This window comes from Enterococcus sp. AZ071 (genome assembly GCF_050499065.1).
In the GTDB taxonomy this organism is placed as follows: domain Bacteria; phylum Bacillota; class Bacilli; order Lactobacillales; family Enterococcaceae; genus Enterococcus_A; species Enterococcus_A ferrettii.
The window spans coordinates 976,108-999,626 of record NZ_JBIPAS010000002.1; the positions used below are offsets into that span (position 1 = coordinate 976,108).

At 38.1% G+C, this 23,519-nt stretch carries 20 protein-coding genes; 18 read left to right on the plus strand and 2 right to left on the minus strand.

Translation table 11 applies throughout. From position 1 onward, the window contains the following. Positions 1-114: 114 nt before the first annotated feature. On the plus strand, positions 115-723 hold the full coding sequence (locus tag IGI49_RS23120) for a hypothetical protein (protein WP_429965282.1): 609 nt from the start codon (positions 115-117) through the stop codon (positions 721-723). A gap of 227 nt (positions 724-950) precedes the next feature. On the opposite strand, the gene IGI49_RS23125 is transcribed toward IGI49_RS23120, so the two are convergent. Then, a complete protein-coding gene (locus tag IGI49_RS23125; protein ID WP_429965281.1) occupies positions 951-1,961 on the minus strand; it encodes a hypothetical protein in 1,011 nt (336 codons plus the stop codon). Between the two features lie 1,238 nt (positions 1,962-3,199). Here IGI49_RS23125 and IGI49_RS23130 point away from each other — a divergent pair. From IGI49_RS23130 to IGI49_RS23195, 14 genes are all read left to right on the plus strand, one after another. Next, on the plus strand, positions 3,200-4,306 hold the full coding sequence (locus IGI49_RS23130; protein ID WP_429965280.1) for a tyrosine-type recombinase/integrase: 1,107 nt from the start codon (positions 3,200-3,202) through the stop codon (positions 4,304-4,306). Positions 4,307-4,674: 368 nt separating this feature from the next. Next, positions 4,675-5,568, plus strand: coding sequence for a hypothetical protein (locus tag IGI49_RS23135; protein WP_429965279.1), 894 nt, complete (start codon positions 4,675-4,677; stop codon positions 5,566-5,568). Between the two features lie 18 nt (positions 5,569-5,586). Next, a complete protein-coding gene (locus tag IGI49_RS23140) occupies positions 5,587-6,741 on the plus strand; it encodes a hypothetical protein (protein ID WP_429965278.1) in 1,155 nt (384 codons plus the stop codon). Between the two features lie 45 nt (positions 6,742-6,786). After that, complete coding sequence (gene lepB / locus IGI49_RS23145) at positions 6,787-7,257, plus strand: signal peptidase I (protein ID WP_429965277.1); 471 nt, start codon at positions 6,787-6,789, stop codon at positions 7,255-7,257. Beyond that, positions 7,254-7,571, plus strand: a complete 318-nt coding sequence (locus IGI49_RS23150) for a hypothetical protein (protein ID WP_429965276.1) — start codon at positions 7,254-7,256, stop codon at positions 7,569-7,571. Before lepB ends, IGI49_RS23150 begins: the two co-directional genes overlap by 4 nt. After that, positions 7,561-8,610: a glucosaminidase domain-containing protein gene (locus tag IGI49_RS23155; protein ID WP_429965275.1), complete on the plus strand. Its 1,050-nt coding sequence runs from the start codon at positions 7,561-7,563 to the stop codon at positions 8,608-8,610. The genes IGI49_RS23150 and IGI49_RS23155 overlap by 11 nt, the downstream gene beginning before the upstream one ends. Positions 8,611-8,623: 13 nt before the next feature. After that, complete coding sequence (locus IGI49_RS23160; protein ID WP_429965274.1) at positions 8,624-9,583, plus strand: signal peptidase I; 960 nt, start codon at positions 8,624-8,626, stop codon at positions 9,581-9,583. Between the two features lie 53 nt (positions 9,584-9,636). Then, on the plus strand, positions 9,637-10,953 hold the full coding sequence (locus IGI49_RS23165; RefSeq protein WP_429965273.1) for a hypothetical protein: 1,317 nt from the start codon (positions 9,637-9,639) through the stop codon (positions 10,951-10,953). A gap of 30 nt (positions 10,954-10,983) precedes the next feature. Then, positions 10,984-11,694 (plus strand): LPXTG cell wall anchor domain-containing protein, encoded by a 711-nt coding sequence (locus IGI49_RS23170; protein WP_429965272.1) that lies wholly within the window; start codon positions 10,984-10,986, stop codon positions 11,692-11,694. Beyond that, complete coding sequence (locus IGI49_RS23175; RefSeq protein ID WP_429965271.1) at positions 11,691-12,545, plus strand: BsaA family SipW-dependent biofilm matrix protein; 855 nt, start codon at positions 11,691-11,693, stop codon at positions 12,543-12,545. The genes IGI49_RS23170 and IGI49_RS23175 overlap by 4 nt, the downstream gene beginning before the upstream one ends. Positions 12,546-12,566: 21 nt before the next feature. Then, positions 12,567-13,202 carry a hypothetical protein gene (locus IGI49_RS23180; protein WP_429965270.1) on the plus strand — a complete coding sequence of 212 codons (636 nt, stop codon included), beginning with the start codon at positions 12,567-12,569 and terminating at the stop codon, positions 13,200-13,202. A 115-nt stretch (positions 13,203-13,317) separates the two neighbouring features. Next, positions 13,318-16,569: a hypothetical protein gene (locus IGI49_RS23185; RefSeq protein WP_429965269.1), complete on the plus strand. Its 3,252-nt coding sequence runs from the start codon at positions 13,318-13,320 to the stop codon at positions 16,567-16,569. A gap of 197 nt (positions 16,570-16,766) precedes the next feature. Next, the gene (locus IGI49_RS23190) at positions 16,767-17,510 is read left to right on the plus strand and encodes a recombinase family protein (RefSeq protein ID WP_429965268.1); all 744 of its coding nucleotides are present in this window, start codon (positions 16,767-16,769) and stop codon (positions 17,508-17,510) included. Between the two features lie 16 nt (positions 17,511-17,526). Continuing rightward, complete coding sequence (locus tag IGI49_RS23195; RefSeq protein ID WP_429965267.1) at positions 17,527-18,291, plus strand: helix-turn-helix domain-containing protein; 765 nt, start codon at positions 17,527-17,529, stop codon at positions 18,289-18,291. Positions 18,292-18,515: 224 nt separating this feature from the next. Here IGI49_RS23195 and IGI49_RS23200 read toward each other — a convergent pair whose 3' ends face one another. Beyond that, positions 18,516-19,733 carry an MFS transporter gene (locus tag IGI49_RS23200; RefSeq protein WP_429966071.1) on the minus strand — a complete coding sequence of 406 codons (1,218 nt, stop codon included), beginning with the start codon at positions 19,731-19,733 and terminating at the stop codon, positions 18,516-18,518. Between the two features lie 734 nt (positions 19,734-20,467). On the opposite strand from IGI49_RS23200, the gene IGI49_RS23205 reads away from it, so the two are divergent. The 3 genes from IGI49_RS23205 (at position 20,468) to IGI49_RS23215 (ending at position 23,505) form a co-directional block, all read left to right on the plus strand. Further along, entirely contained in the window at positions 20,468-21,262 is a 795-nt protein-coding gene (locus tag IGI49_RS23205; RefSeq protein WP_429965266.1) for a DUF4931 domain-containing protein, read from the plus strand. A gap of 112 nt (positions 21,263-21,374) precedes the next feature. Beyond that, the gene (locus IGI49_RS23210; protein ID WP_429965265.1) at positions 21,375-21,827 is read left to right on the plus strand and encodes a GNAT family N-acetyltransferase; all 453 of its coding nucleotides are present in this window, start codon (positions 21,375-21,377) and stop codon (positions 21,825-21,827) included. A gap of 337 nt (positions 21,828-22,164) precedes the next feature. Next, positions 22,165-23,505 carry a dihydrolipoyl dehydrogenase family protein gene (locus IGI49_RS23215; protein WP_429965264.1) on the plus strand — a complete coding sequence of 447 codons (1,341 nt, stop codon included), beginning with the start codon at positions 22,165-22,167 and terminating at the stop codon, positions 23,503-23,505. Positions 23,506-23,519 lie beyond the last annotated feature (14 nt).

Genomic DNA, 23,519 nt, shown 5'->3' on the forward strand with positions numbered 1-23,519 from the left:
CAAACAACCAAAAACAATTGAATTGTTTATCCAAAGGAATTAATTTTCCTTTGGATTTTTTCTTATTCATTGAAATGTATTTTTTATTAGAGTAGAAAGCGGAGGAAGAAAAGATTGAGCAGAAGAGAGAAACACATGAGCAATTTTTTTATAGTAAGACTAGCAAAGGATTTCATAGATGACATAACAGAGGAGAGCTACACTCAGCTTAAGGAACGCATGGATGATAAAGAGACGGAATTTGTGCAATTGCAACAAACCTTGGAAAAACGTGAGGCAGAAATAATTGAGGCTTATAATAGAAAGGAAATAGATTTGTGCCAACAGTTAGTCGATTATCAATTAGAGATCGAAAGCTATAAAAATCAAATCAATTCACTCGAGGAGCAAAGCAAAAAGCAGCAGGTATTAAATAGTAGAACAGAACAATCCTTTAATCATAGCCTCAAACAATTTAACCAAGTCAGGGAGAAGCTTGAAACAGAACGGAAAATTCTAAAAGAGCAATACATAAGAATAACAAACAAATACAATCATGAGTTAAAGGAAAAAGAAGAGCTAATCGAAGAATTAGGAATCGGTAGTTCAAAAGACGGAAAGCTCAAAGCAAATGCAACGATGTCATTACGATATGGGTTATATGAACTGAAACAGACAAATGGAAAGTTGAAAAGTCGTGTAGAAGTTCTTAGAAATATGCTGGCAGAGGATAAACAAGTATGAGCAATTTTTACAATAAGCACTCATACTAGGTATTTGACGTGATTTTTATAAAAAACTAATACTTTTTGGATAAAACAGACATTGCAACTTTTCCCACCCTTAAGTTCTTACATCAAAGAATAGAAAATAGAATCACAATGACACATTTATTAATAAGTATTTGGAGCAACGACAATAATATGCAAAAAAACGACCAAACTGTTTTGTTTAGTCGCTTAACGAATATCTTATTTCAGGCTCTTCTTTTTTTCTAAATGATGGAAAAGAGTTGTTGCTGTTAGTACAGTTGCCATTCCTAGAAGTGACAGTTGAGAATTTAAGTGGCCCTCTTCTCCAGTTTTAGGTAATGTCTTAGCTGAACCTCCGGCCGCATTTGAACCTCCTGATCGTGTGGAACCACTGCGGGCTGCAGAGCTACCGGACCGGGTGTTGCCAGTTCCTTTCGTGGAAGTGTTATTGGAAGAACTGTTAGACACTGATAGTGCTAGCGATCTACTTTCACTTGCTGAGTTAGATGCTTTTCCGCTCATGCTAGTGCTATTTGAAGCAGAAGTGGAGTCTAAAGTGGAGGATGATGTGCTTTCACTCCAATAATCACTTAATATTTCCGAGTTCAAATTACTTGTGCTTTCGCTGCCAGATATTGAAGACATACTCGAATTGCTCTCACTGAAAGACATTGAGGTACTTTCAGAACCACTCTCACTGTTGTATTCACTCAATATTCCTGAGTTCACACTGCTTGTGCTCTCACTTGTTGAATTAGAGGTACTTAAGCTCATACTGAATGACTCAGTAGTAGATCCACTAGTGGATTCGGTTGTCGATGTACTAGTAGATCCAGTGTTTGATTGGCTTGGAGCTTCAGTAGTAGATTGACTTGCTGATTCAGTTAAGGATGCACTAGTTGAGTTTGTTGTTGACTCACTGGCCGACTCGGTGATAGAACCACTAGTAGACTGAATGGTTGAACTTGTTGATTGTGCAGTAGAACTAGCCGGAATTGTCGTTGTTTCTTTGTTGGCAAGTACTTTGGCAGTATCTACTTCCACTCCAGCCGTTGCTTGTGGAGTTGCTTCAGCTGCATGGACTCCTGAGGCAACACCAGTAACTCCCATCACTCCTCCCATAGCTGTTAAGGTAGCATACATCCAATTTTTACTATTATTTATTTGTTGCTGCTTCCTCATTTTTTTTTGCTCTGATTGCAGTTTTTTACGTAATTTTTTACGATTCATTTTTGTGAATTAGCTCCTTTCTTTTCCTGTAGAATAATGATTTGACACTCTGAAATCATTATCTCATAACCCAATTACCTAAGATTAGAATGTCTCAATATTGGGAATTTATTCGAAAAATTAAAGAATAGAAAGGAGAAATTGATTAGAAAAGGCAGTGATTTAAATAGAAGAAGAGTGTTAACATTGTGCTTTCTCTGAGAGAGTGACTTTCTAAGTATAGGACCTAAGTCCCTTTTCTATAAATTGTCGAGTAAAATTGAGAAACAATCTAGTAAGTGAAACGACATACGAAAATAAGTACGTTAAAGTGTTTGTATTTACTAATAGTCTTGAAGTTTTGTTGGTGTTTTAGTTAAGCAGTAGAATGAAGGTGAAATAGTCAAAAATGCAAAAAAGTAGTGAGCCTTTTTTAGATATACTCTTCTCTAATATATTAAACTACAAATAAAAAATAGATATATAGACTACAGGCTATCAGTATTTGAATGATGATCTGTAGTCTTTTTGATAAAAAAATATGGATCCATACACCGAATATGAAGAGGGAAAAGGTATATAGTGATTTAGCTCTTTGAAAGTATTTCACTTATTTATTTGAATGATTTTTTCTTCTGATCATTTATTTTGTGCGAGCTTTTTACTTCGTTTTTATTCGTTTCTGGATAAACAGAACAATAAAGAGTTATATAAAAAGCAAGGGAATCCAAAAGTAAAAGCACTGGAATTTGAGAAATATCTGAAGTGATGTAGTTAGAGGTGTGACTTCAGGTAGAAAAAGAAGAAACTATTTTTCAAGACATTGAAAGTATCAAAGAAATTACCTGTAGGTTTTAAAAAAAACGAGATTCCCAAAAAGGTCTATAAAATACCATGAAATCTACTGTATTTTTTTATATAAAAAAGTCGAATATTTATATTAATTTCAGGTAAAAAACATTAAAATGAAATGAGAATCAATTATCTGTGGGAGAGGAAGTTTATTTCTTGGTTTTAAGTAGACTAAGGCATACGCAGTACGTTAATTATGATTGTTTTTAATTTATAGAATCTTAACAGGCTTAATTATAGATTAGGAAGCAAGAATACGCAATATCTTTTAAAAAAATAATTAAAATAATTTCTTGGATAGATTTCTAGACCGCCTGAATTCCATATTTATCTAGGAAAAGACGAGAAAAAAGAGTGTTTTATTTGCCGTCAAAAAAACCGTCGTAGAATAGAAAGGAAAGTGTATCATGCGCAGAGGTGAAAATATTTATCGTCGCAAAGACAAACGTTGGGAAGGACGCTATCCCAAAGGTAAAAAAGCCAATGGTAAAACAAAATATGGTTCAGTTTATGGAAAAACTTTAAAGGAAGTACGTGAAAAGCTTTATCCTTTGAAGCTAAATTATCAGCTTATCCAAAACAATCAAGGTAAATCAGCAATTAGTTTCAATGAGTGGGCTTATCTGTGGTTGCAGGAGATACAATCCGAGGTTAAGCAGTCTACCTATGCTAATTATGAACATAAGTTAAATCATTATGTACTGAATGTGCTTGGGGAATATGGATTGAATGAACTGAACGAAGATGCAGCAGAAACCTTATTGAGAGACTTGGAGAAACGTTTGCTTAAACCTTCGACAATTCATGCTGTTTTTCGTATTACTAAACAGTGTATCAATCTGGCTATTCGAAAGAAAATGATAAAGGAGAACCCATTTGTTTTAGTACGATTGCCGAAACTAGTAAAAAGTAGGAATCAGGCGCTTACTAAGCAAGAACAAAAACGTCTAGAAACCGCTGCTTTATCAAGAAGAAAGGGACAAGGAATACCAACTTTGCTAGCCCTTCATGCTGGGTTGAGGATTGGTGAAATTTCCGCACTAACCTGGGAAGATATTGATTTTGAGAATAACTTGATTCATGTTCACTCAACAGTTCAGCGAATTATTGGTCTGTTTAATGGGAAGAAGACTGAATTAATCTATACCAGTTCAAAAACCGCTTCATCAACTAGATCAATCCCTATGAGTCAGATACTGAAGCGTGTTTTATTAGAGCAAAAGCAGCAGGCGAAAGGTAGATTTGTTCTTACTAATAGCGAACAACCAGTAGAGCCGCGGCTGATAACTTATCATTTTCATCGGATCCGAGGAAAGTCTCAGTTAACAAAAATTCATTTTCATCAGCTGAGACACACATTTGCCACTCGTTGCCTCGAAAGCAAGGGAGATATTATGAGTGTCAGTGCTTTAATGGGGCATAGCTCGACTCAGATGACCTTGGATACTTATGCTGCTGCATTGATGGAACAACGCTTCATTGTTGTGAAACAAATGGAAAAAGCAATCAGATAAATCGTTTTCAAAAAAAGAGGTTTCTTTTTTTGGAGTGGTTTTTTTTCATTTTTTCTAGGTAAGCGTTTCCTGTGAAAACGGCCAAAAAATTTTTGTTTTTTTATGTCTATAATCGTCGCTTGCTCAATTGATAAAAAAAGATAAGAAATCTGACTGTATGCGTATCCTCTTATTGATTTTTATGTCGTCAACTACCGTCAATGTCGCCTCTTTCTCGTTAATAAGCCAAGCTGTTCACTCACTTTTCTTGGTCTACTTAAGACTAAGAAAAGTGAGTGAATTTTTTGCATTCTTTCAGAGTATAGATGAAATTGAAAGAATTATCAAAAATTAGTATTTTGTGACCGGTGAATAGAGGAGGAAGTACCATGTTTGGTTTTGGTAAACAGAAAAAGGATAGTTTTGAGGAAACAAATCAAGATGACTATTTTTACGATGAGTATGATGAAGAGTATGAGGATAATTATAGGTATGAGCCTTATAGAGAGGAAGAATATGAGCGTCCAACACAAAACTATCGGGAGTACGATCAGGATGAGCAGCGTTCCAGACATAGAGCATTTTCTCCCAATCTAGAACAGCATGACGATAGATACAACGAAAAAGGAGCTTTTTTGGAACCGAAAGTAGAAGAAGCAACCGAGAATCAGAAAGTTCAGTTGCAGCAAGAGGTTGAGCGACTAGAGGGAACTGTCACTCAGTTAAAACATCAGTTAGAAGTTAAACAGTCAGAAATGGCAACAATGGCAACAGCATTATCAGAGAAAGATCAAGTTTTGCAACAGCAAAAAGAAACATCCGCACAGCTGAAAGAAGAGCAGCAAGAAACAGAGAATCTGCAGACTAAAAAGGATAACCAGATTCAAGAACTATCGAGGCAAATCAAACAACTAAAAACTGATGCAGATGATAGTAAGACTGATCAAATGGAGGCCTTAAGTCAAGCGCAGCAACAAATCGAAGAACTTAAGCAAACGAAAAAAGAAAATGAAGATATGAAAGCCGAATTGGCTACCATATTGATTGAAACCAAAAAACAAGAACGAGCGATTTTAGAACGAGCAGAATATGAGGCTAAAGGAATTCGAAGTCAGGCGGAGCAGGAAGCCCATCAAGTAATCCATGATGCATCCCTAGAATTACGAGTGATGAAACAAGAGATTAAAAACTATCGAAAACGTCTGCGTTCGGTTCAAGAAGAAACCACTCAATTTTTCGTACGTTTGTTGGCCAACAGCGATGCGTTATTGGAAGACGAATAGAAGAGAGGAGGTTTTTCAGTGAAGCAATCACAGAATCAACTCACTCTATACCCAACTCCTGCGCCAACTATGCAAGAGGAACTGATTACACAACCGTTGCTAGAAGAAATTGAACAAGCCTGTGAATATTTGTACGCTCCTCAAGGCACTTTGGCTGATAAGCAGAGACAAAAGATCTATCAGCATTTCGAGCAATTATTTCTGCTAATGAACGGCAGCTACCACATTGAATTATTATTAGTCTCTGAAACCTTGGATTGGCAACCTTTTTGGCACGCACTGCATCAGTTTTTTCCTCAGTTTGCTTGGATCAAAGCTCAAACTGAGGAATCAAAATATGGGCGACAGGTCTACCGATTTGATTTTGTTCCGTTGGTTCTCAGAGAAACTGGTTTTCCCTTCGCTATTCATTTAGAGGACAGCTTAAAGCAGCAGTTTCCAGCAACTATTGAAAATGCCTTGGAACGAGCAGAAGAGCTGCTATTGGATTTAGCTGAACAGCACTTTTCAGAAAGAGTTATTCAAGAATCGCAAACCGAATATGCTGTTCCGATTGGGCAAACGGCCGAACAGCTTGACGATTCTCTGCTGTCAACTGATCGGGTACAAACTGAGGATAGACGCCAAGAAAGTCAAAGTAAAGCTCGTCTTCGAGCAGTCAATCAAAAACTGGAACTAGTGATCGAAAAATTGGAACTTTCCATGCTCTATAGTGGTATCCAATACTTTGATCAAAAGAGTACCGAAGAAAGCGATTGGGACAAACGAATCAAAATCAGTTTGCGCGAGTACACCTATCTATTGCAAAAGGCTCGCTTCCTAGAACAAATGTGGCATTTAAACGGAGAGCTGATTAACAAAACCGAAAAAATGACTGTTAGTGGAAACAAGTTAGTTTACGAACGGGATCAAGTAAAACAAATCAAAGCCAATCTTTCAGCTAGGGATATTCACTTTGTCTTATACGAGTGTCAGGTAATAGAATCTCGAGCAAAGGTTCACCCTCGACCTTGGTTTCGGAAGCCTTTTGTCAACCTGATGAAAATGGATTATGACAACTTATTAAGTAAAGCTGCTTACTTTGATCTTCTTCAAGGGGAGAGTACATTGCTGGAACGAATAGTTCGAGAGCAACAGGAAATACCAGGTAAAGCAGCACAGGAGGCTGGCTGAGGCTGGAAAATTCCAAACCTTCGTCAATGGATATTAGTGCTGAAAATGGCAGGAGCATTTGTTTTTTGTTACTTGATTTTTCTTAGTGCTTTTCGTGCCTATTACTGGCTATATCCTCAATATTTTGTCAGCGGGGAATCCATGAATCCAACTTTTTGGGAACAAGAGGTCGTCCAAGTGAAAGCTCACCATAAACCGGAGCGGTTTGACGTAGTAGTAATGCATCCGCCAGATGCACCAACTGAGCTGTATTTAAAACGAGTAATTGGTTTACCTGGAGAACGAATTGATTACCAAGATGGTGAGTTGTTAGTTAATCATGAAATAATAGCCGACATGTTCGCTTATCGGACAGAAGATTTCAACTGGAATGGTGTATCAAGCGGAACAATTCCTAAAGGCTATTATTTCGTCTTAGGAGACAATCGGGCTATCTCTAAAGACAGCCGGATTTTCGGTTTAGTTTCAGAAAAACAAATTTTAGGCATCGTTCAAGAGGGGAATAAGGGGAAATGAAAACATTGCAGGAAAAAATTGAATGGTACATCTTTTGGTACTGGGTCTATTGGCTCTTTTCATTAATAGTATTAGCGGGAGTTGCTGTTTTGGGAATCTTCTTTTACTTCACTGATTTTCAAGAGGTTGTAACCGTCAGCCAATTATTTCTTCTATTATTACTGATGATTCTGGCCCTTTATTTTCGAATGACGGCATTGTATTACCACAATGTACTTCTGAAACTGAAACAGATAGCCGCCAGACAAAAAAGGCCGCGAAGCTCTTCGCATAATTATCTTCCACAGGAAAGACGGAAGCCAAATGAAAGGTAAAGTCATACTATGCGGTGTAGGATTAAGTTTTTGTTTAGCTGCGGGTTATCAGACTCCTATAAAACAAGTTGTATCAACCGAAATAAAGGATTCCTCTGCTTCTCAAAAAAATTTAACCTCAAGTACTGGAAATGATAATACCACTAGTAAGGTAGTAGAAGAATCTGTTGAATCTATGGTAACTGGAGAATCATCTATAGAAGAAATTCCAACTAGTGAAACGACAGAATTGATTGATTCACCAATATCTATAAATGAAGCAACGGCAGAATCGGATACTTATTTACTAGATGTTACTGAATCTAGCATTGAGAAACCAGCAATATTACCTGAAGAAGAAATAGAAGAAAACTATCAATTTTCATTCACAAGAAGTCAAACGACTGAATCATTTATCCAAGCTATTTCCAAAGATGCACAACAAATTGCCTGGAAGGAAGACCTTTATGCTTCTGTGATGATTGCACAGGCCATATTGGAGACTGGATCAGGTAACAGCCAATTAGCACGACCGCCTCATCATAATTTATTTGGAATTAAGGGAAGTTATCAAGGGAAGAACGTTACATTTAATACCCAGGAAGATCAAGGAAACGGCCAACTATATACGACCAAAGCAGCTTTTCGACAGTATCCCAGTTATAAAGAATCCTTAGAAGACTATGCGGCTTTGTTAAGAAAAGGTATCCCAGGAAATGCTGAATTTTATCAAGCAACTTGGAAAGAAAATGCGGCAACATTTCAAGAAGCAAGCAAAGCATTAACTGGCAAATATGCTACGGATACGTCTTATGATAAAAAGCTAAATGCATTGATTGAAACTTATCAATTGATGCAATTCGACCAAGAACAGAATCAAGAGGTAACAGAAGCTTCATCTGAGATAAGAGAACTACCACAAGTTGAGGAAGTACATGGACCAATTCAAGAAGAAACACGAACGCTTCAAATTAACGAAAAGAAGCAAAAAGTTTCTACAATCCCAGCAGCTGCACAACGACCAGCGAAACAATTGCCCGGATATCGAGCAGCAAAATGAATGGAGGTAAGCCATGACAAGAGCACGAGAGTACCGTCCACGAGACCGTAAGGAAAATCAACAGAGTCCAGATCATTCACCTTCTTCTATTAATCGAAGAACTTCAAGGAATGATGAATACTTGGATGATGCAAGACCGGTGCGTGATTATGATGGACCTCGTCCGCCTAATTATGATTCGTACCAGAGGAATAGATATTCTAAACAACGTTCACCAGAATATAGAAAAACTGTCTATAGGGAAGGCCCTTCAAGGCACTATCGTCCACCACATTCAGGAAGAACCGAACCAGTCTATTCCAGATCTGAAAAAGAGTGGCCAGCATCAAGACCGCGACCGAGTCCAAGACAACACGCACATGACTTGCAGAAGGCTAAGCAATCGACTCATCGGCAAATTTTCCTGTTTGTATACAATCTATTTTTCTATACCTTAACCATTGGTATTTTACTAAGCTCCTTGATGTTTGCGTTTAGTGAGAAGTCAGATGCTGCTATCTTAGGTCATCGCTTTTATCAGGTACTAACTGATTCCATGGCTCCGCAGCCAAATTCTCCTAAAGGTGGCTTCTACGCTGGAGACATCGTATTAGTAAAAATGACAGATGGCTCCCAAGTTGAGCCGGGAGATATCGTCACTTTTCAAGTAGGGGAAGGGGATCGTTACCTAACACATAGAATGGTGGAGCGTTTGGATCAATTAAATGGTCAAGCTGGAGATTATATTGTCACCAAAGGGGATGCCAATAAGAGTAATGATCCACCGATTTTAGCAGATCGTGTGCAAGGAAAAGTAGTGTTTGTCATTCCTAAAATGGGCAGTCTGTTGAATTTTATTCAGGAAAATCTATGGTTGTGTGTTGTGTGTGTATTATCCACATTCGGATTCTTTTTAGTATTAAAGGCCTATTTTTTACAGCCTGATTCTGTTAGAGAAAGTACCCAAAGAAAGAAATACCCAAGAGAGGTATAATCGCTTGTTGACTACAAGTGTTTATATAAAAAAGAACCTATAGGAGGAAAAAAATGAAGAAGAACAGCAAAAAGAAAAAGCTGATGGCTGCAGCAGCAGTTTTGGCATTAATCGCAGCCATCTCCGGGACATTTGCCTGGATTACGGCCCAAGATCAACGAATCAATCGGGCAGAGTCTGCCGCGGTTAATGATGACAGCGTGGTACTGAAAGAACAATGGGAGCCTATGCCATTAGTTGCCGGAACTGAAGCCAAGAAGGAAGTATCAGTTTCCAATACTGGGAACGCAAATGTATTTGTTCGGATTTCTTATGAAGAAGTGCTGAAGCATCTAGCAGAAAAAGGCAGCATTGAGTATGGTGCTGTAACAGAGGCCGGAGCAAAGTATGCTTATGTAGCCAATGATTCTGGCTTAGGAAAAAATATGCCTGTAAATGCCAACGCAGCGTCGATGTTCAATGATGGCTACCGGATTGTTCCAGCCAGCCAAGTGACCGGCTTAACTTCTCAAGACACGAATGTGAAATTACTGGCTAAGGGTGGAAAAGTAGTTGATCCATTGACTGGATCTGTCAGCAATAACCTTGAAACAAAGATTATCCATGAATACTACACCGATCCATCCAACACAGGAAAAAATCCTGGCGATGCTGGATACGATGCAACGAAAAATAAATATCAAGCCATGACTTATGATATTGCTGTAACCGATGAAAAAAGCAGTAATGATGGAACAGCTTGGGATTATACGCTATCAAATGTGAAATATGCTTATTACAAGAACGGGTATAAAAACACAGTAGCCAATTGGGCAAAATCAACTTTGCCAGATGAAAGTGGAACAACTACAGGCAATGCTTTGCTAGGAACAAAAGGCTTACGATACAGCGTGAACTACAACTACACAACTACTGCAGAAGGTTTGGGAGCGAGCGCTACAATCCCCGGACCAACACCAGCTACGACAGCTGATCAAAAACCAATTGCGTCCTCAACTAATTATGGGTTGGAGGCAGATACTAATGGACTAGGTAAAAGCCATATCCGTGTTGGCTATGGTACAGATATCACTGATGTTGCAACATTAGCAAGTAAAAATTGGGTTTACAATGCAGATGATGGCTGGTTCTACTACACTGTTCCGTTGAAATCTGGCGAAACAACGCCAGACTTACTGAAGAAATTGGTTTTCGAAAGTGCTTTAGGCGTAGAGTATACCAATGCTTCATTTGATCTTGTTGTAAAAATGGAAGCAGTACAAGCAACTGAAGCAGCACTAACGGATAGTGCTGGGTGGAACTTAGGGGGAGGTTCTAAACCAACTGGAGACACTCTTGCTATCGTAACAAAATTAGTCGCTGGCATTTAAATTGTACCGTGATTGGGCAAGGGGGAGCAGATGAATATACGTAAAATACTCATTGGGATATTCAGTCTTTTTGCCTTATTCAGCAGTTGTCTGACTGTTGAGGCAGCAAAAACACTTCCTCCTGGCCTGGTAATTGGGGATTCTGATGGATTGTATGCTACTTCTGAGGGGGAATACTACATTGATCTAGTAGGTATTCTCCCTGGAGAGGCATACGAAAAGGAAATCACGATTCGCAGCTTGGATTTGGAGACCCCTTTTTCGTTAGGGCTGCTGGTAGAGGAAGTTAAATCCAGTGGTTCAGTAGATTGGAAGAACCATATTACGTTAAAACTAGTTTTAGATGGTAAAGAAATTTATCAGGGACCTTTGTTGGGAGATGGCAGTCGAGATTGGAGTAAAACGCCGCTGGAATTAGGCATCTGTACCTATGGGACGGATAAAGTGTTGAAGGCCACTTTTACGATGGACCCCACTTTAACCAATGAGAATCTAAAAGCAAAAAGCACGTTAGAGTTTATGTGGACATTTGTGGGTACTAAAGATCAACCAACAAAATCCTCTACAACAACCGAGTCGTCCGTAGAAAGTTCCAGCAGCTTGCCACAGGAAATGCCTTCCAATCGAAAGCTGCTGCCACAAACTGGTGAAGAACTGGTTTATCTGTTCTTGACTGGCTTGTTATTGATATTAATCGTCTTATTTTTATGGAAAAAACGCCGAGAGGAGGAACAGGAATGAATCAAAAGGAAAAACGTCAACACTTGCTTCGGACCTTTGTTCGAAGTAAGGGACTGTTTGCCTGTTTCTCTCTGGTGTTGAGTTTGTTGCTGATAGTGGGCAGTACTTATGCTTGGATTACTTCGGCAGATGAAAGAGTCAATCGAACGGATGCTAACCAACGAAGGCTATCCGCCATTGTGGAAGAAGACTTCGATCAAGTTTTTCACTGGTCACCTGGAACAACAAAGGAAAAAAACATTCGTGTGCGAAATACTGGAGAGATGCCAGCAATTGTTCGTATTTCTTTGAAAGAATTTTTTGTAGGTTTTGAGACGGATGTAACGGACAAGCATAGAACAACTGATAATGGTAACGGAAATTTGAAAGTATATGGAACGCCAAGTGCAACCACAATTGATGTGAAGAAAACTGAAACTTGGGCTGTGGGAAATACCTATGAAATCAGTGCCAATACTCATTATAAAGCAGCTGTTGCCTTGTTGGATCAGACATATTCTTACAAAGGGACAAGAACAGGACCGTTACCTGTAATTGAGTTAAATTTTGAAGCGGGGAAGCTTTTTGATCAAGAAAACCCGCCTGCAGCAAGCGATAAGCAATATTGGTATTACGAGGAGGGTTATTTCTATTATTCAGAGGTCCTTCAACCAAAAGAAGTTACGCCCAATTTGTTAGATAGCGTTTCGTTAAGTTCAGCTTATGTCAATCAGTACAAAGGAGCTTTGTATAGATTGACATCAGAGATGGATGCACATGACTTAACCAAAGAATTGATTTCAGACTGGTCGCTTACTAATAGTGATTATGCGTATACCCTCTATCAATCGAAACTAGATCATGGGAACTGAACAGAGAGGAATGAGTAAAAGATGCAAAGAAAACAACGTCAGCATTTATTTTATTTCCTTGTTCTGACAGGTTGCGTTTTCTTGTTAATAAGCGGAAGCTATTTTGTTTATGCAGCAATGACAGCCACAGATAAAAAAGCCAATGATTTCCAGATAGGACAAGTAGAAACTAGTTTAGTAGAGATTTTCGATGACACTATCACTGAGATAGAAAAGAATCAGAGTGTAAAAAAAGAAGTGTCGGTTAAGAACACGGGAACGATTAATCAGTTTGTTCGCGTGATGATCCTGCCTGAAGTTCGAGCCCCAGTTGAGGGAGATACAAATAAACAAGTTTTGCCATTGGTAATTGGTAAGGATCTTGTATTAGAGAATATGTCACCATCAGATTGGCAGGACGGCGGTGATGGGTATTACTACTACATCAAAGAAGCTGTAGCACCAAAGAAATCCACCAGTAATTTGTTTAAATCTATCAAATTATCAGACAGTTTAACTCAGCAGTACCATCAAACTGAATTTTCTATCTATTTAAAGGTTGAAACAATAAATTGTGCAGAATTTACTTATCGAGAGGCTTGGTGGCAAGGAAATATCCCAACAAGCACATCATTAAAGGCAGTAGATGATGCATTAAAAACAAAGGTTGAAAAATAATGATAAGGACATAGGATGCTATGTCCTTTGTAACTAAAGCAACACTTATGAGGTGAATGCTTTATGGCTAAAGCATTGATTTGATGAGTTTTGTAAGGAGGAATCCAAACAGTCAATGAAAAAAAAGAGAGAGATATCCAAGCATTATAGTCATAGGAAAATAAAAAAAATTGTGGGAGTAATCTTGTTTGTTGCGTTAATCAGTATGGGTTCAGTGATTGGAATCAACAGCTTGCATAATAAAAGAGAAGAGGTTTCCGCACATCCAACGAATAAAATTAAATTAGACGAGGGAGGAGCAAATGAATTTGAGGTTCCTGTAGATGCTCTCAAACTCAAAGAGCAAGCACTGATTGATAATCCGAGCTATCAGAATTTTGTACAGGGAGAAAAAATTGCTGGAGCCTTAACTAGAGAAAACCTGGAAAGCTATTCAGAACAATCAGGATTGAGCTTTGACTCGGTCCAAAGAACAAGTGATGGAAATTGGATAATGGCAATCAATTTCAGAAATGATTGGTACAATCAAAATGGAAGACCAAGTGCTTTCCAAAAATATCTTGTTAAAACGACTGATGATGGGGAGATAATAAAGATATACAATGTTGCAAGCGGTGAAGGCTTTTTTACAACAAGCAACAATACTAAGGCGGATTATCGATCAGCAGTAGATGGGGGAGCATTACTCGTAGAAAATGGGAAGGTATCCCTGTGGTTCCAAGGGTACTCTCCACAGGAAAAAAATGAAAAGCTAAGACGGGTAACACTAGATGAAAATCTTACGCCATCGTCAGCTTCATATATAGTAGGGAATTTTAGTACAAGTACGTATCCTATTCCGCCAAATTCCGTAAGACTTTTCTTTAGGAAGGACATTGTTAACAATGATACCTGGTATACAGGAAATTCGAATGTTCCATTAAGACAAGAAACTACTTATAAGCCTAAATATAGCTTATTACGTTTAAATAATCAGACAGGTGCAGTTTTAGAGAATATTAATTTAAGCTTCCCTACACTTAATCAGCTAAATAGTACTGTTACAAATGTAACTAAAGGAAATGTGGGTATTCAAGGGACCAGGGTTACCAGAGCAGCTGACGGAGGTATTTTAATGCATGGCTGGATCTATCATCAGCTAACGGATGTTTCGCAAATAACGTCTTCTCAACACATTATAAAGTTTGACTCTTCAGGTGCTTTCCAATGGTCAAGAGATGTGCTAAACGGAACATATAAATTACAAGAGGATTTAAGTGACGAAAATAACCTCGTAGTTCTGGAAAAGAGTCCAACGAGCAATCAGCTAATTAGTATTGATACTGGTGATGGGACAGAAACTGTATTAAGAAATTTCCCATTAGGAACAGATATTTCCATATTAAGAAACCCAAATGCAGAGTATAATTCTGAATTTGATTTTTTTGGTAGTGTGCAAAAAATGGAAGATGATTTTTCAGGATATGTAAATGGACCAGGCGTTGTGATGGGAACTATGGACAAGAATTACATGGTAAGCAGTGCCAACTTTATCAATGCGGATGCTGAAGTGATTGTTGGAGGGCTAATTGCAATCGATGGAACAAATCGTTATTTTATGTATGGATATACGAATAGTAAGACTTTCTCGAACACCCCTAAGGATGGCTGGAAGACACACTTGCCGCGCGTCGCAGATAAAGATCTATTTTTTGGTAGTGTAAGAAAAGATGATGATTACTCTCCAATAATTGATCCATCTGAAGCTATAACCGTTTCGATTGATGACCCAGAAATAAAGAAGACTGAAACGAATAGTTATGGCTGGAACACACTAGATAATTGGCTGATTACTGGATCTAAAACGGGCACGGTATTGGATGACTCGTCTATTCAGGTTTATGATAATTTGGATAGTCAAAATACTAATTTAGCAGCCACTCCTGAAGAAAGACAAGAGTGGCTAGAAAAAAGAATCAACCGAAATCCTAAGAATATTTCTGCAGGGATTGAATGGCAGAAACTAGGGTTTAATGTATCTACTACAGGGCCGCAATTGGTCACATATTTTGTTACTGACTCGCAAAATCAACCGAGCAGCACTTCTCGTTGGGTGAACAAAACCGGGGGAGAAACGATTATTGATAAAGAGAATAAGTATGCTTTGGATGCACAAAATTTTCACATTCCTTTAGCCGGAATCCATACAGCTATTCCTGATGAAAATAAATTTAAGGAACTGGCAAAAACAATGGCTTGGAGTTTAACCGATCATGAGAAGAGTACTGGTGATCAAGGGAATGGCTTAGATGAAGATGGAACTGACTCTAGCAAGTTTTCAACGAAAGTAACGGTGGATGCTGATCAATTGAAAGCATTGCAGGTTGCCACTGTTGCGAAACCTTATCCAGTGGATGTGATCTATAAACCAGAAAATGGCATTGAAATAAGAAATCGTGTGTGGGTTTTTGTTACTACGAAAAATACTGTGCCTAATAGTGAAAACAATCCAGCGGTTACTCCTGCAGATACTAATGGAGTAGTCTATTATGCAGAAGATTACTCCTTGCCATTTCGCCTAAGAACGATTCACACGGAAGATGATGTTTTAAATCGAAGCAATGTTCGTGTTTATGACTATTACGATAGTACGCACGAAACATCAGCTGAATTGCCTGTATTGGCAGATAAAACTACTAACTTTGACAAGCTTCAGGTAGTCAATCTGAATGAAATCACCTCGGCTGTTCACCCTGGACTGATTGATTCCAGTCCACCAGATGGACCAGCCATGATTCGTTATGAATGGGACGGACCAGTGGATGGCAAGCATCAGTCTGGAACGATAAAGCCTACTTTTGGCGGACTGGATGTTACTTTGACTGGCGATATTCTTCTGCATGTACGACAAGTTATTGTGGAAGCTTCAGATCAGTTGGTTGTTCCAGAAGAGGGCTACTTAAGAATGGCAACCAACGAGTATGACGGGGGATCAGGAACAAAAGAGAATCTTGAACAAATACGGCACGCACGTATTTCATCAGGGAAAAATACGGATAATCCAGATTTTGAAACGATTGCTGTGAACGTGGATCATATGGACAATCCTCTGGATGAATTAGAACTTAAAATAGTTATTCCTGAATACTATGAAGCGGTAGGGAGCTATTTGACATTAGGAAATGAGGATCCAAATGGTGCAAGTCATGAGGGAAAAACTGAAGCAGACAGCAATATCGCTTCACTAATCTTTCAGCGTGACACTCTCTATAATGACGAAGAATACTTTATTACTATTTATTTAAAACCTAAGTTTTCTCGTCCAGGACCACAACCGTACAGCTGGGATTACAAGAAAAACAATTTAGGGAAAATTAAAATACAATAGATGAAAGAGGCAGGACAGAACATGGTGTATCTATTATTACTGATATTAGGTCTTGTTGTATTGGTTCAAAGCTATTTACTGTTCTTGCTGATGCGAAGTCAAACAGACTTGCAGGCACAGTTCGCTAGGCTTTTGCGGAATAAAAAGCGATCGGATATTAGTAGGCAAAAAAATCCAATAGAAAGAGGAAGAACACGATGAATCTTGGCTATGCACGGGGGTATCAACTGACCCAACAATTGGATATGCTAGAAGATTATCCAGTGGATGAACTTTTTTCTGATGGAGCACAGGAAGTAGAAGCCTTGTACTCAACTACTAGTGAATTTCAGGCATTGTTGAATTTTGCTCAGTCAGGTGATCATCTAGTTATTACTTCCTGGGAGGCTATTTCCAGAGATTATCGGCAGTTATTAATCTGCTTAGATCAATTGGAATCTTTGGAAGTGACTTTGGACATATTAACGCTGCCTCAGTTATCCATTGAGGAATGGCGTCAGATTTTTCGTTGGTCCTTGCGTAATGATCGCTTGCTGCATCCAGTATTGGTTAAAGCAGGAAGAGAAAGAGCGCGCAGCAAAGAAGCTTACTCCCTGTTTAGCAAAGAACCAGAAGCACGCAAACTTTATCGGGAGATCATCTGGCTGTTAATGGAAAAAAATTCAGTTCGCCAGGTCGCACAGCAAAAACGAGTTCCAATTGAAACGGCTTATCGTATCCATCAAGAACTAAAGCAGGTTCAATTAGCTATCATTTTAGTGGTCTGTTTTCTGTTGGCAATTTTCAGTATTAAAATGGTTGAATCCTATTTTGATCAGCTATGGATTCAAGTGGTTATTTGTGTAGTAGTCACGTTAGTCATTCTATGGAATGTTTTGATTGATACTGAAGAAAACGAGACAAAACCGCCTATGAAAAAGAAAAAAATACCAAAAATTTAACGAGAAGGTGAATCTCATGCAACATGTACTTATTCTAACGAAAAACCCCTTGGCGGAAGAACCGCTAATTCACAAATTGCAGCGCATGAATAATGAAATTTTCTGTTCTACGGATTTATTCAACCGCTTAAAAAAAGGTACGATTAGTCCTTTTCTTTCCTATTTTCAGTGGATCATTTTGAGTGAGAGTCTGTGTAATTCAGAAGTGGAGCAGATTTTACAGCTGTTAAGTAATCATCCGCTATTGATTTTACGTATGGTGGAAATTATTCCTGGTGAGGAAGAACAAAGCTATTGGCAAGAGAAAGGCTTAGTTGATTGGGTATCTAAAGATACTAGCTATGAAATTTTACGCGAAAAAATGAATGAAATCCAGCAGCAAGTAAACCAAGATACATGTACAGACACCCAGATTTTGACTTTCCCTGCTCAAGGGAAAGATACGGCATCAAATAACCTGAAATTATTAATTAAGAGTCTTTCAAAAACAGAAAAACGCGTTTTTGAATGCTTAATTCAGTCTTATTCAGCCAGTAAAGTTTTGTCTCGTCAAGAATTGTGTAACTATTTATGGCAGGATGGCAGTACTTCTTCAAATATGAGCCAATTGTCTTGTCTGATTAACAAGCTGAAGCACAAATTTGAACTACATGGAATTACAGGTGAAACGATCACTACTCTGTGGGGCAGAGGATACAAATTAAGTAGTGCTTTTTATGATTACTGGATGGAGGGATCCCAGCAACTAGAGGAATTGAACTATTATTCCGCGATCAACTAACCAATTGTGGTACTCACTTATGTAGACTTCACAGTTTTTATGATGCTAGTAATAAGAAATAGTTTGAATATTTTTTTGTGACAGAATATCAAAAGAAAAGAAGCACCTCCACAATAAACCAGCTTTATTGTGGAGGTGCTTCAATTTCTTATTCTCAATGAAGCGAAGCCCTCTTACATTACACTTATTGGTCAATAAGTGAAGCGAATGCTAAAATTTTAAGCTTACGGAAGTTTTTTCTCTTGTAGCTCCTTATCATAAATTCTGGCGGGGATAATCAGCCAATTGATAAGTGCGCAAAAGACAGTTCCAATCCCGGCAATTACAAATAGTTTTTCAACGCCAATATAATCAGCGAGAGGCCCCGCAAAGATTAGCCCCAATGGTCCGGGTAAACTTAGTAAGGACATCGTTACTCCCATAATTCTACCAAGCTGATCGGTTGGAAAGCTTTGCTGAATCATAGCCATTAACAAGGTGTCAAAAAAAGGAACCGCAAGTCCAGTTATTGCACTTAGTACCACAAACCAGAAAAAACCTTCTTTGTCTGGAGGCAATACGCCACTAATTGCTAACGTGACTCCAACCACCAGGTAGGAAAGCAGGAAAGGCTTCATCCGATCCTTCCATTTGCCAAATAAGCCAATAATAGTTCCGCCAGATAGCATACCAACTGAATAAACAATTTGAACCAAACCAGCATTTCCAACAGTTCCATCGAAATAACCCATAGTAATTAAAGGGTACATGCTGGCAGCTGGCATAATAAAGAGTGAAGATAGTGCGCCGATTAAGATAATAATCCATAATCCCTTTTTATTATGAAGTTCCCTAAAGCCCAGTTTTGTATCACTCAATAGCTGATGGTTTTCGTAATGGCTGCTAGTTCGAGGAATGGTAACAAATAGCAACAATAGCAAGCCCAGAAACGCACCTAAAACATCTATTAGTAATAGCAAATGCAACGGCATAGCTGCAAAAAGAAAAGCACCGATTGCAGGAGCGATGATTCGATTGGCAGATTGAACCATACCCAATTGTCCGTTTACCCTTGTTAATTCTTCAGTCGGAGCAATCGTCGGGATTATTGACTGCACAGTTGGCATCTGAAAAGTTTGTGTGACTGCTCGGATAAACAAGGAGACAAAAATAAGCCAAAAAGGAAAAATATCGGTTAATATTCCGGTAATTGAAAGAATAACTGCAAACAAAGCAGCGATCAAATCTGGAACAATCAGCAAAATCTTTTTATTGATCCGATCAACATAAGGACCAACAAAAGGGCTTAATAGAACCATTGGCAACATGCCTAATAATGTCGCAAAGCTTAAGACAGTTGCTGATTTCGTTTGTTCGGTCAAATACCAAATAATAGCGTATTGAACCGTCATACTAGTAATACCTGTTAAAAATTGACTCATTAAAAATAATTGGACATTCATGCGCCAAGGACGCTTTATTTTTTGTTTTTCCAAAGTGAGACCTCCTACGAAATAGAAACGCAGCCTTCAAACTTCGCATCAATCCCTGGATGGACGTATTATTTATCGGTGTCTAAATTAGTTCAGCAAAAAAGCACGCAAAAAGCTAGGATTTCTCCTAGCTCCCAAATACATAATTAAACTGACCTCTGATACAAGCAAGTTCATGTGAATTAAGTTGAGAATGTAAGAATATCTATAGACACGCCAAATAAACGAATGTTTTAAGGCTATTAAATTCATCTAGATAGACATTGTTACGCTCACACATACACCTCGTTTGAAAATAAACTTTGCTTGAATTCTAAATTCTTCTTCATAAATATACTATAATTTTCTTGGTGAAGTCAATGATGTCCATAAAAGTATAGTACTTTTTATTCTGATTAAGATTGATTATAGTATCTAAATTCGATCCAGAATTTTTAGTAAGTTTCGATGGATAAATAATAAAGTGTGATTCACTTGTTGTAACTAATAAATAGGAGATATTCTGAATAATTATTAGTTTTGCGCAATTCGATAATATAACAATTGTTAAAATCCTTTTGGCCTCAATAGCTCCGCTAATTCATGAATTGAGCTTAGTAGCTCCTACTTATTTATAAAAAGATACCTTCCAGCATAAACAACTTGAAGCGTTGATTAATCCAGTATATGATAATAAGAAGTAATGAGAAGGGATCTTTCATTAAATGGAAAATTTGAATCATCAACAACCATTAATTTTTTCCCATGTAGCCGCTCAAGGTAAGCCTCAGCATATGTCAGCTGAGAAAAATGGCTGTCCATTCTGCGACTATAAGGATAAGGAAAATATAGTAACTGAAACTGACGATTTTATGTGGGTGCTGAACAAATATGCAACCTTGGAGAATACACTGCAGACAATCATTATTGAAACCAGAGATCACGATGCGGATATGACCAACTATAGTCGACAATATAATCGTGAGTTGATGCGTTTCTCAATTAATTGCTGGCAACAAGTGAAGAATGATCCGAAGTATCGCTCGGTGTTGTTTTATAAAAACCATGGACCGCAATCAGGTGGCAGCCTGCAGCATGCCCATATGCAAGTGGTCGGTTTAGAAGAGCTGGATGGCGAAGAAAATTTGATTTCTGAAAATTTTGAGGGAATTGAAGTATTAACCAAGAATCAGCTGCTCATTAATTTTTCTACTGAGCCAGTGATGGGCTTTTTAGAGATTAATGTTTCTGTGCCAGCGAAGGTGGATGCAGAGTTGGATGTTTTGGCGGATGCAGTACAAGACACGGTTCAGTTTATTTTAAATGAGTATTATCGTGGACGTTGTGATAGCTTTAATCTTTTTTTTTATGAAAGAGCTGATCGGTTAATCGCTAAAATTACCCCAAGATTTGTGACTTCACCTTATTTTGTTGGCTATAAACTGTCACAAACCTTTACGAATAAGCATTTATACGGCATTCGGGACGAGTTTCGAGACTATTTGAGAACGAAGCATTGACATTAGAATCCATTCTGCTAAAATATGTACTATTAGTCGGAGGGCACTAACTGCTGGATAAGATAATTCTTATCCAGTTATTTTTTTGTCTAAAAATAGGAGGAAATGGAACATGACAATCAAAATGGCAGCATACCAGGTAAATAAAGATTTAACCATAAAGCAGTTGGATCAATATACTATTAAAAAAGTACCCACACTAACTCAATATGATTTTAAGGAAGTTAGCTTTATCTATGAAGAGGAGGGCAAGGTTCTAGGGCGCATCGTGGGTGAAATTCACTGGAATTATTTGCGTATTGAACTTTTTTATGTAGATGAAAATACTCGCGGCAAAGGTGTGGGCGGCAAATTGCTGAAACAAATTGAGGCTGTTGCACTAGAGAAAAATTGTACCCTAGTTTTATTGGAAACGATGAGCTTTAATGCGCCGGATTTTTACTTAAAGAACGGCTATGAAGTGAGTGGACGGATTGATAATCATCCGTTGGAAAGTGAAACGCACTATTTTATGAGTAAGCGATTAGTGAATAGAGCGATAAAAACCAATCAATCCTCTTGTTAAAAGAGGCCAGTGAGCGTGTAGCTAAATACTATACGCTTATTTTTTTATCTCCTTATGATAATCGAGCATGTTCATCGGATATTAGAATAGCTGTTCAGATCACTCTTACTTAAAAGTTTTTTCCATTAGTCGAAAACCTCCATTATTCTTTTTTTAAGAAGTTGCCAATAATTTCACAAAAATTTCAAATGGCAGCTAAAACACTGCTGAATAAGTAAAATCAGGTACTTTTTATTGCTAAGACTTGCAAAGCTAAAGTCGTTTCATTTAATAATTTTTTTAGGAGGGTTTATACTTACTTTATTCAATTAATAAAAATTCAGAAGGGAGGAAATTTATGCAAAGAGAATTTGATGTTTTGGTCGTCGGCAGTGGCATAGCTGGTCTAACGATAGCTAAACGATTGCAGGAGGAACACTTATCGATTGCGATTGTTGAATCGTTTGAATGGGGAGGTACGACACCCAATCATGGCAGTACTCCAAAGAAGTATTTATTGGCCGCTGTTGAAGCAAAGCAGGCGATCCAAAGTCATTTAGGCAAGGGGTTCGATGGGGTACCACAAATAAACTGGCAACAATTAATGAGCTACAAAAACAGTCAGATTGCCAATACCTCAAAAGTTATTCAGGAAAGTTTATCTGAAGCAAGCATCACTACTATCTATGGCAATGCACGATTTAAGAATGAAGCAACGATCACGGTTGATGGCGTTGATTATACGGGTAAAAAGATAATTTTGGCTACGGGTGCTCGACCAAGAGAGTTGGAGTTTGAGGGCAAAGAGCACGTTCATTATAGCTCGCATTTCTTGAACGCAGAGAGCCTTCCGCCGTCTATTACGATTATTGGTGCTGGAATTATCGCTTTTGCTATTACTAATATCGCCAGTGAGATTGGCGATCAGGTTCATGTTTTACAGCATAATCAACGAGCTTTAGGAGCCTTTGATCCTGAGTTGGTGGGTGATTTGATTACCTTGTTGAAACAACGAGGCGTTCAATACCATTTTGATCATAACGTGGAAAAAATCGTTCAGTTAAAAGATGACCTTTATCAGCTAACTACTAAAGAAGGATTGGTGTTTGAAACAAATGTGGTCTACTCCGTTGCTGGTCGAGTGCCCAATGTGGAAGATTTAGGTTTAGAAAAAGCGGACATTACTTTCAATGAACAGGGCGTTGCCGTAAACGAATTTTTACAAACAACGAATCCAAAGGTTTATGCAATTGGCGATTGTAATGATTCACCTGCACCAAAGTTAAGCAATTATGCAGAATTTCAAGCAAATTACTTGGCAGATGTATTATCTGGAGAAACGTTAAAACCAATTGCCTACCCAATTCCATCTATGTCGGTTTTTAGTAATCCGAAAATCGCTCAAACGGGTATTTTTGTTAACGAAGCGATTAGACAGCCAGAAACTTACGAAATTAAAGAAATTGATATGAAAAATTGGCTGAACTACCATCGCGGAAATGAACCAATCGCTCGGTCAAAAATAGTAATTCGTAAGTCTGACCAGCAAATTGTAGGAATTACCAGCATAAGTAATGAGGCCGATCTTTTAGTTAACTATTTTACACTGCTGCTTAAAATGAAAATGACGAAGCAGCAGCTAAGAGACACGATTCTAGCTTATCCATCGCTGGCAAGTGATTTTTCAAAATTTTATTAGTGGACTATTTAGGT

What these genes read in the sequence shown, in the direction of transcription:
- IGI49_RS23215 (WP_429965264.1), top strand. Translation starts at nt 22,165, where the DNA reads ATGCAAAGAGAATTTGATGTTTTGGTCGTCGGCAGTGGCATAGCTGGT.
- lepB (WP_429965277.1), top strand. Translation starts at nt 6,787, where the DNA reads ATGGCAGGAGCATTTGTTTTTTGTTACTTGATTTTTCTTAGTGCTTTT.
- IGI49_RS23175 (WP_429965271.1), top strand. Translation starts at nt 11,691, where the DNA reads ATGAATCAAAAGGAAAAACGTCAACACTTGCTTCGGACCTTTGTTCGA.
- IGI49_RS23195 (WP_429965267.1), top strand. Translation starts at nt 17,527, where the DNA reads ATGCAACATGTACTTATTCTAACGAAAAACCCCTTGGCGGAAGAACCG.
- IGI49_RS23210 (WP_429965265.1), top strand. Translation starts at nt 21,375, where the DNA reads ATGACAATCAAAATGGCAGCATACCAGGTAAATAAAGATTTAACCATA.
- IGI49_RS23160 (WP_429965274.1), top strand. Translation starts at nt 8,624, where the DNA reads ATGACAAGAGCACGAGAGTACCGTCCACGAGACCGTAAGGAAAATCAA.
- IGI49_RS23155 (WP_429965275.1), top strand. Translation starts at nt 7,561, where the DNA reads ATGAAAGGTAAAGTCATACTATGCGGTGTAGGATTAAGTTTTTGTTTA.
- IGI49_RS23150 (WP_429965276.1), top strand. Translation starts at nt 7,254, where the DNA reads ATGAAAACATTGCAGGAAAAAATTGAATGGTACATCTTTTGGTACTGG.
- IGI49_RS23165 (WP_429965273.1), top strand. Translation starts at nt 9,637, where the DNA reads ATGAAGAAGAACAGCAAAAAGAAAAAGCTGATGGCTGCAGCAGCAGTT.
- IGI49_RS23125 (WP_429965281.1), bottom strand. Translation starts at nt 1,961, where the DNA reads ATGAATCGTAAAAAATTACGTAAAAAACTGCAATCAGAGCAAAAAAAA.
- IGI49_RS23200 (WP_429966071.1), bottom strand. Translation starts at nt 19,733, where the DNA reads ATGAATGTCCAATTATTTTTAATGAGTCAATTTTTAACAGGTATTACT.
- IGI49_RS23190 (WP_429965268.1), top strand. Translation starts at nt 16,767, where the DNA reads ATGAATCTTGGCTATGCACGGGGGTATCAACTGACCCAACAATTGGAT.
- IGI49_RS23170 (WP_429965272.1), top strand. Translation starts at nt 10,984, where the DNA reads ATGAATATACGTAAAATACTCATTGGGATATTCAGTCTTTTTGCCTTA.
- IGI49_RS23185 (WP_429965269.1), top strand. Translation starts at nt 13,318, where the DNA reads ATGAAAAAAAAGAGAGAGATATCCAAGCATTATAGTCATAGGAAAATA.
- IGI49_RS23130 (WP_429965280.1), top strand. Translation starts at nt 3,200, where the DNA reads ATGCGCAGAGGTGAAAATATTTATCGTCGCAAAGACAAACGTTGGGAA.
- IGI49_RS23135 (WP_429965279.1), top strand. Translation starts at nt 4,675, where the DNA reads ATGTTTGGTTTTGGTAAACAGAAAAAGGATAGTTTTGAGGAAACAAAT.
- IGI49_RS23180 (WP_429965270.1), top strand. Translation starts at nt 12,567, where the DNA reads ATGCAAAGAAAACAACGTCAGCATTTATTTTATTTCCTTGTTCTGACA.
- IGI49_RS23205 (WP_429965266.1), top strand. Translation starts at nt 20,468, where the DNA reads ATGGAAAATTTGAATCATCAACAACCATTAATTTTTTCCCATGTAGCC.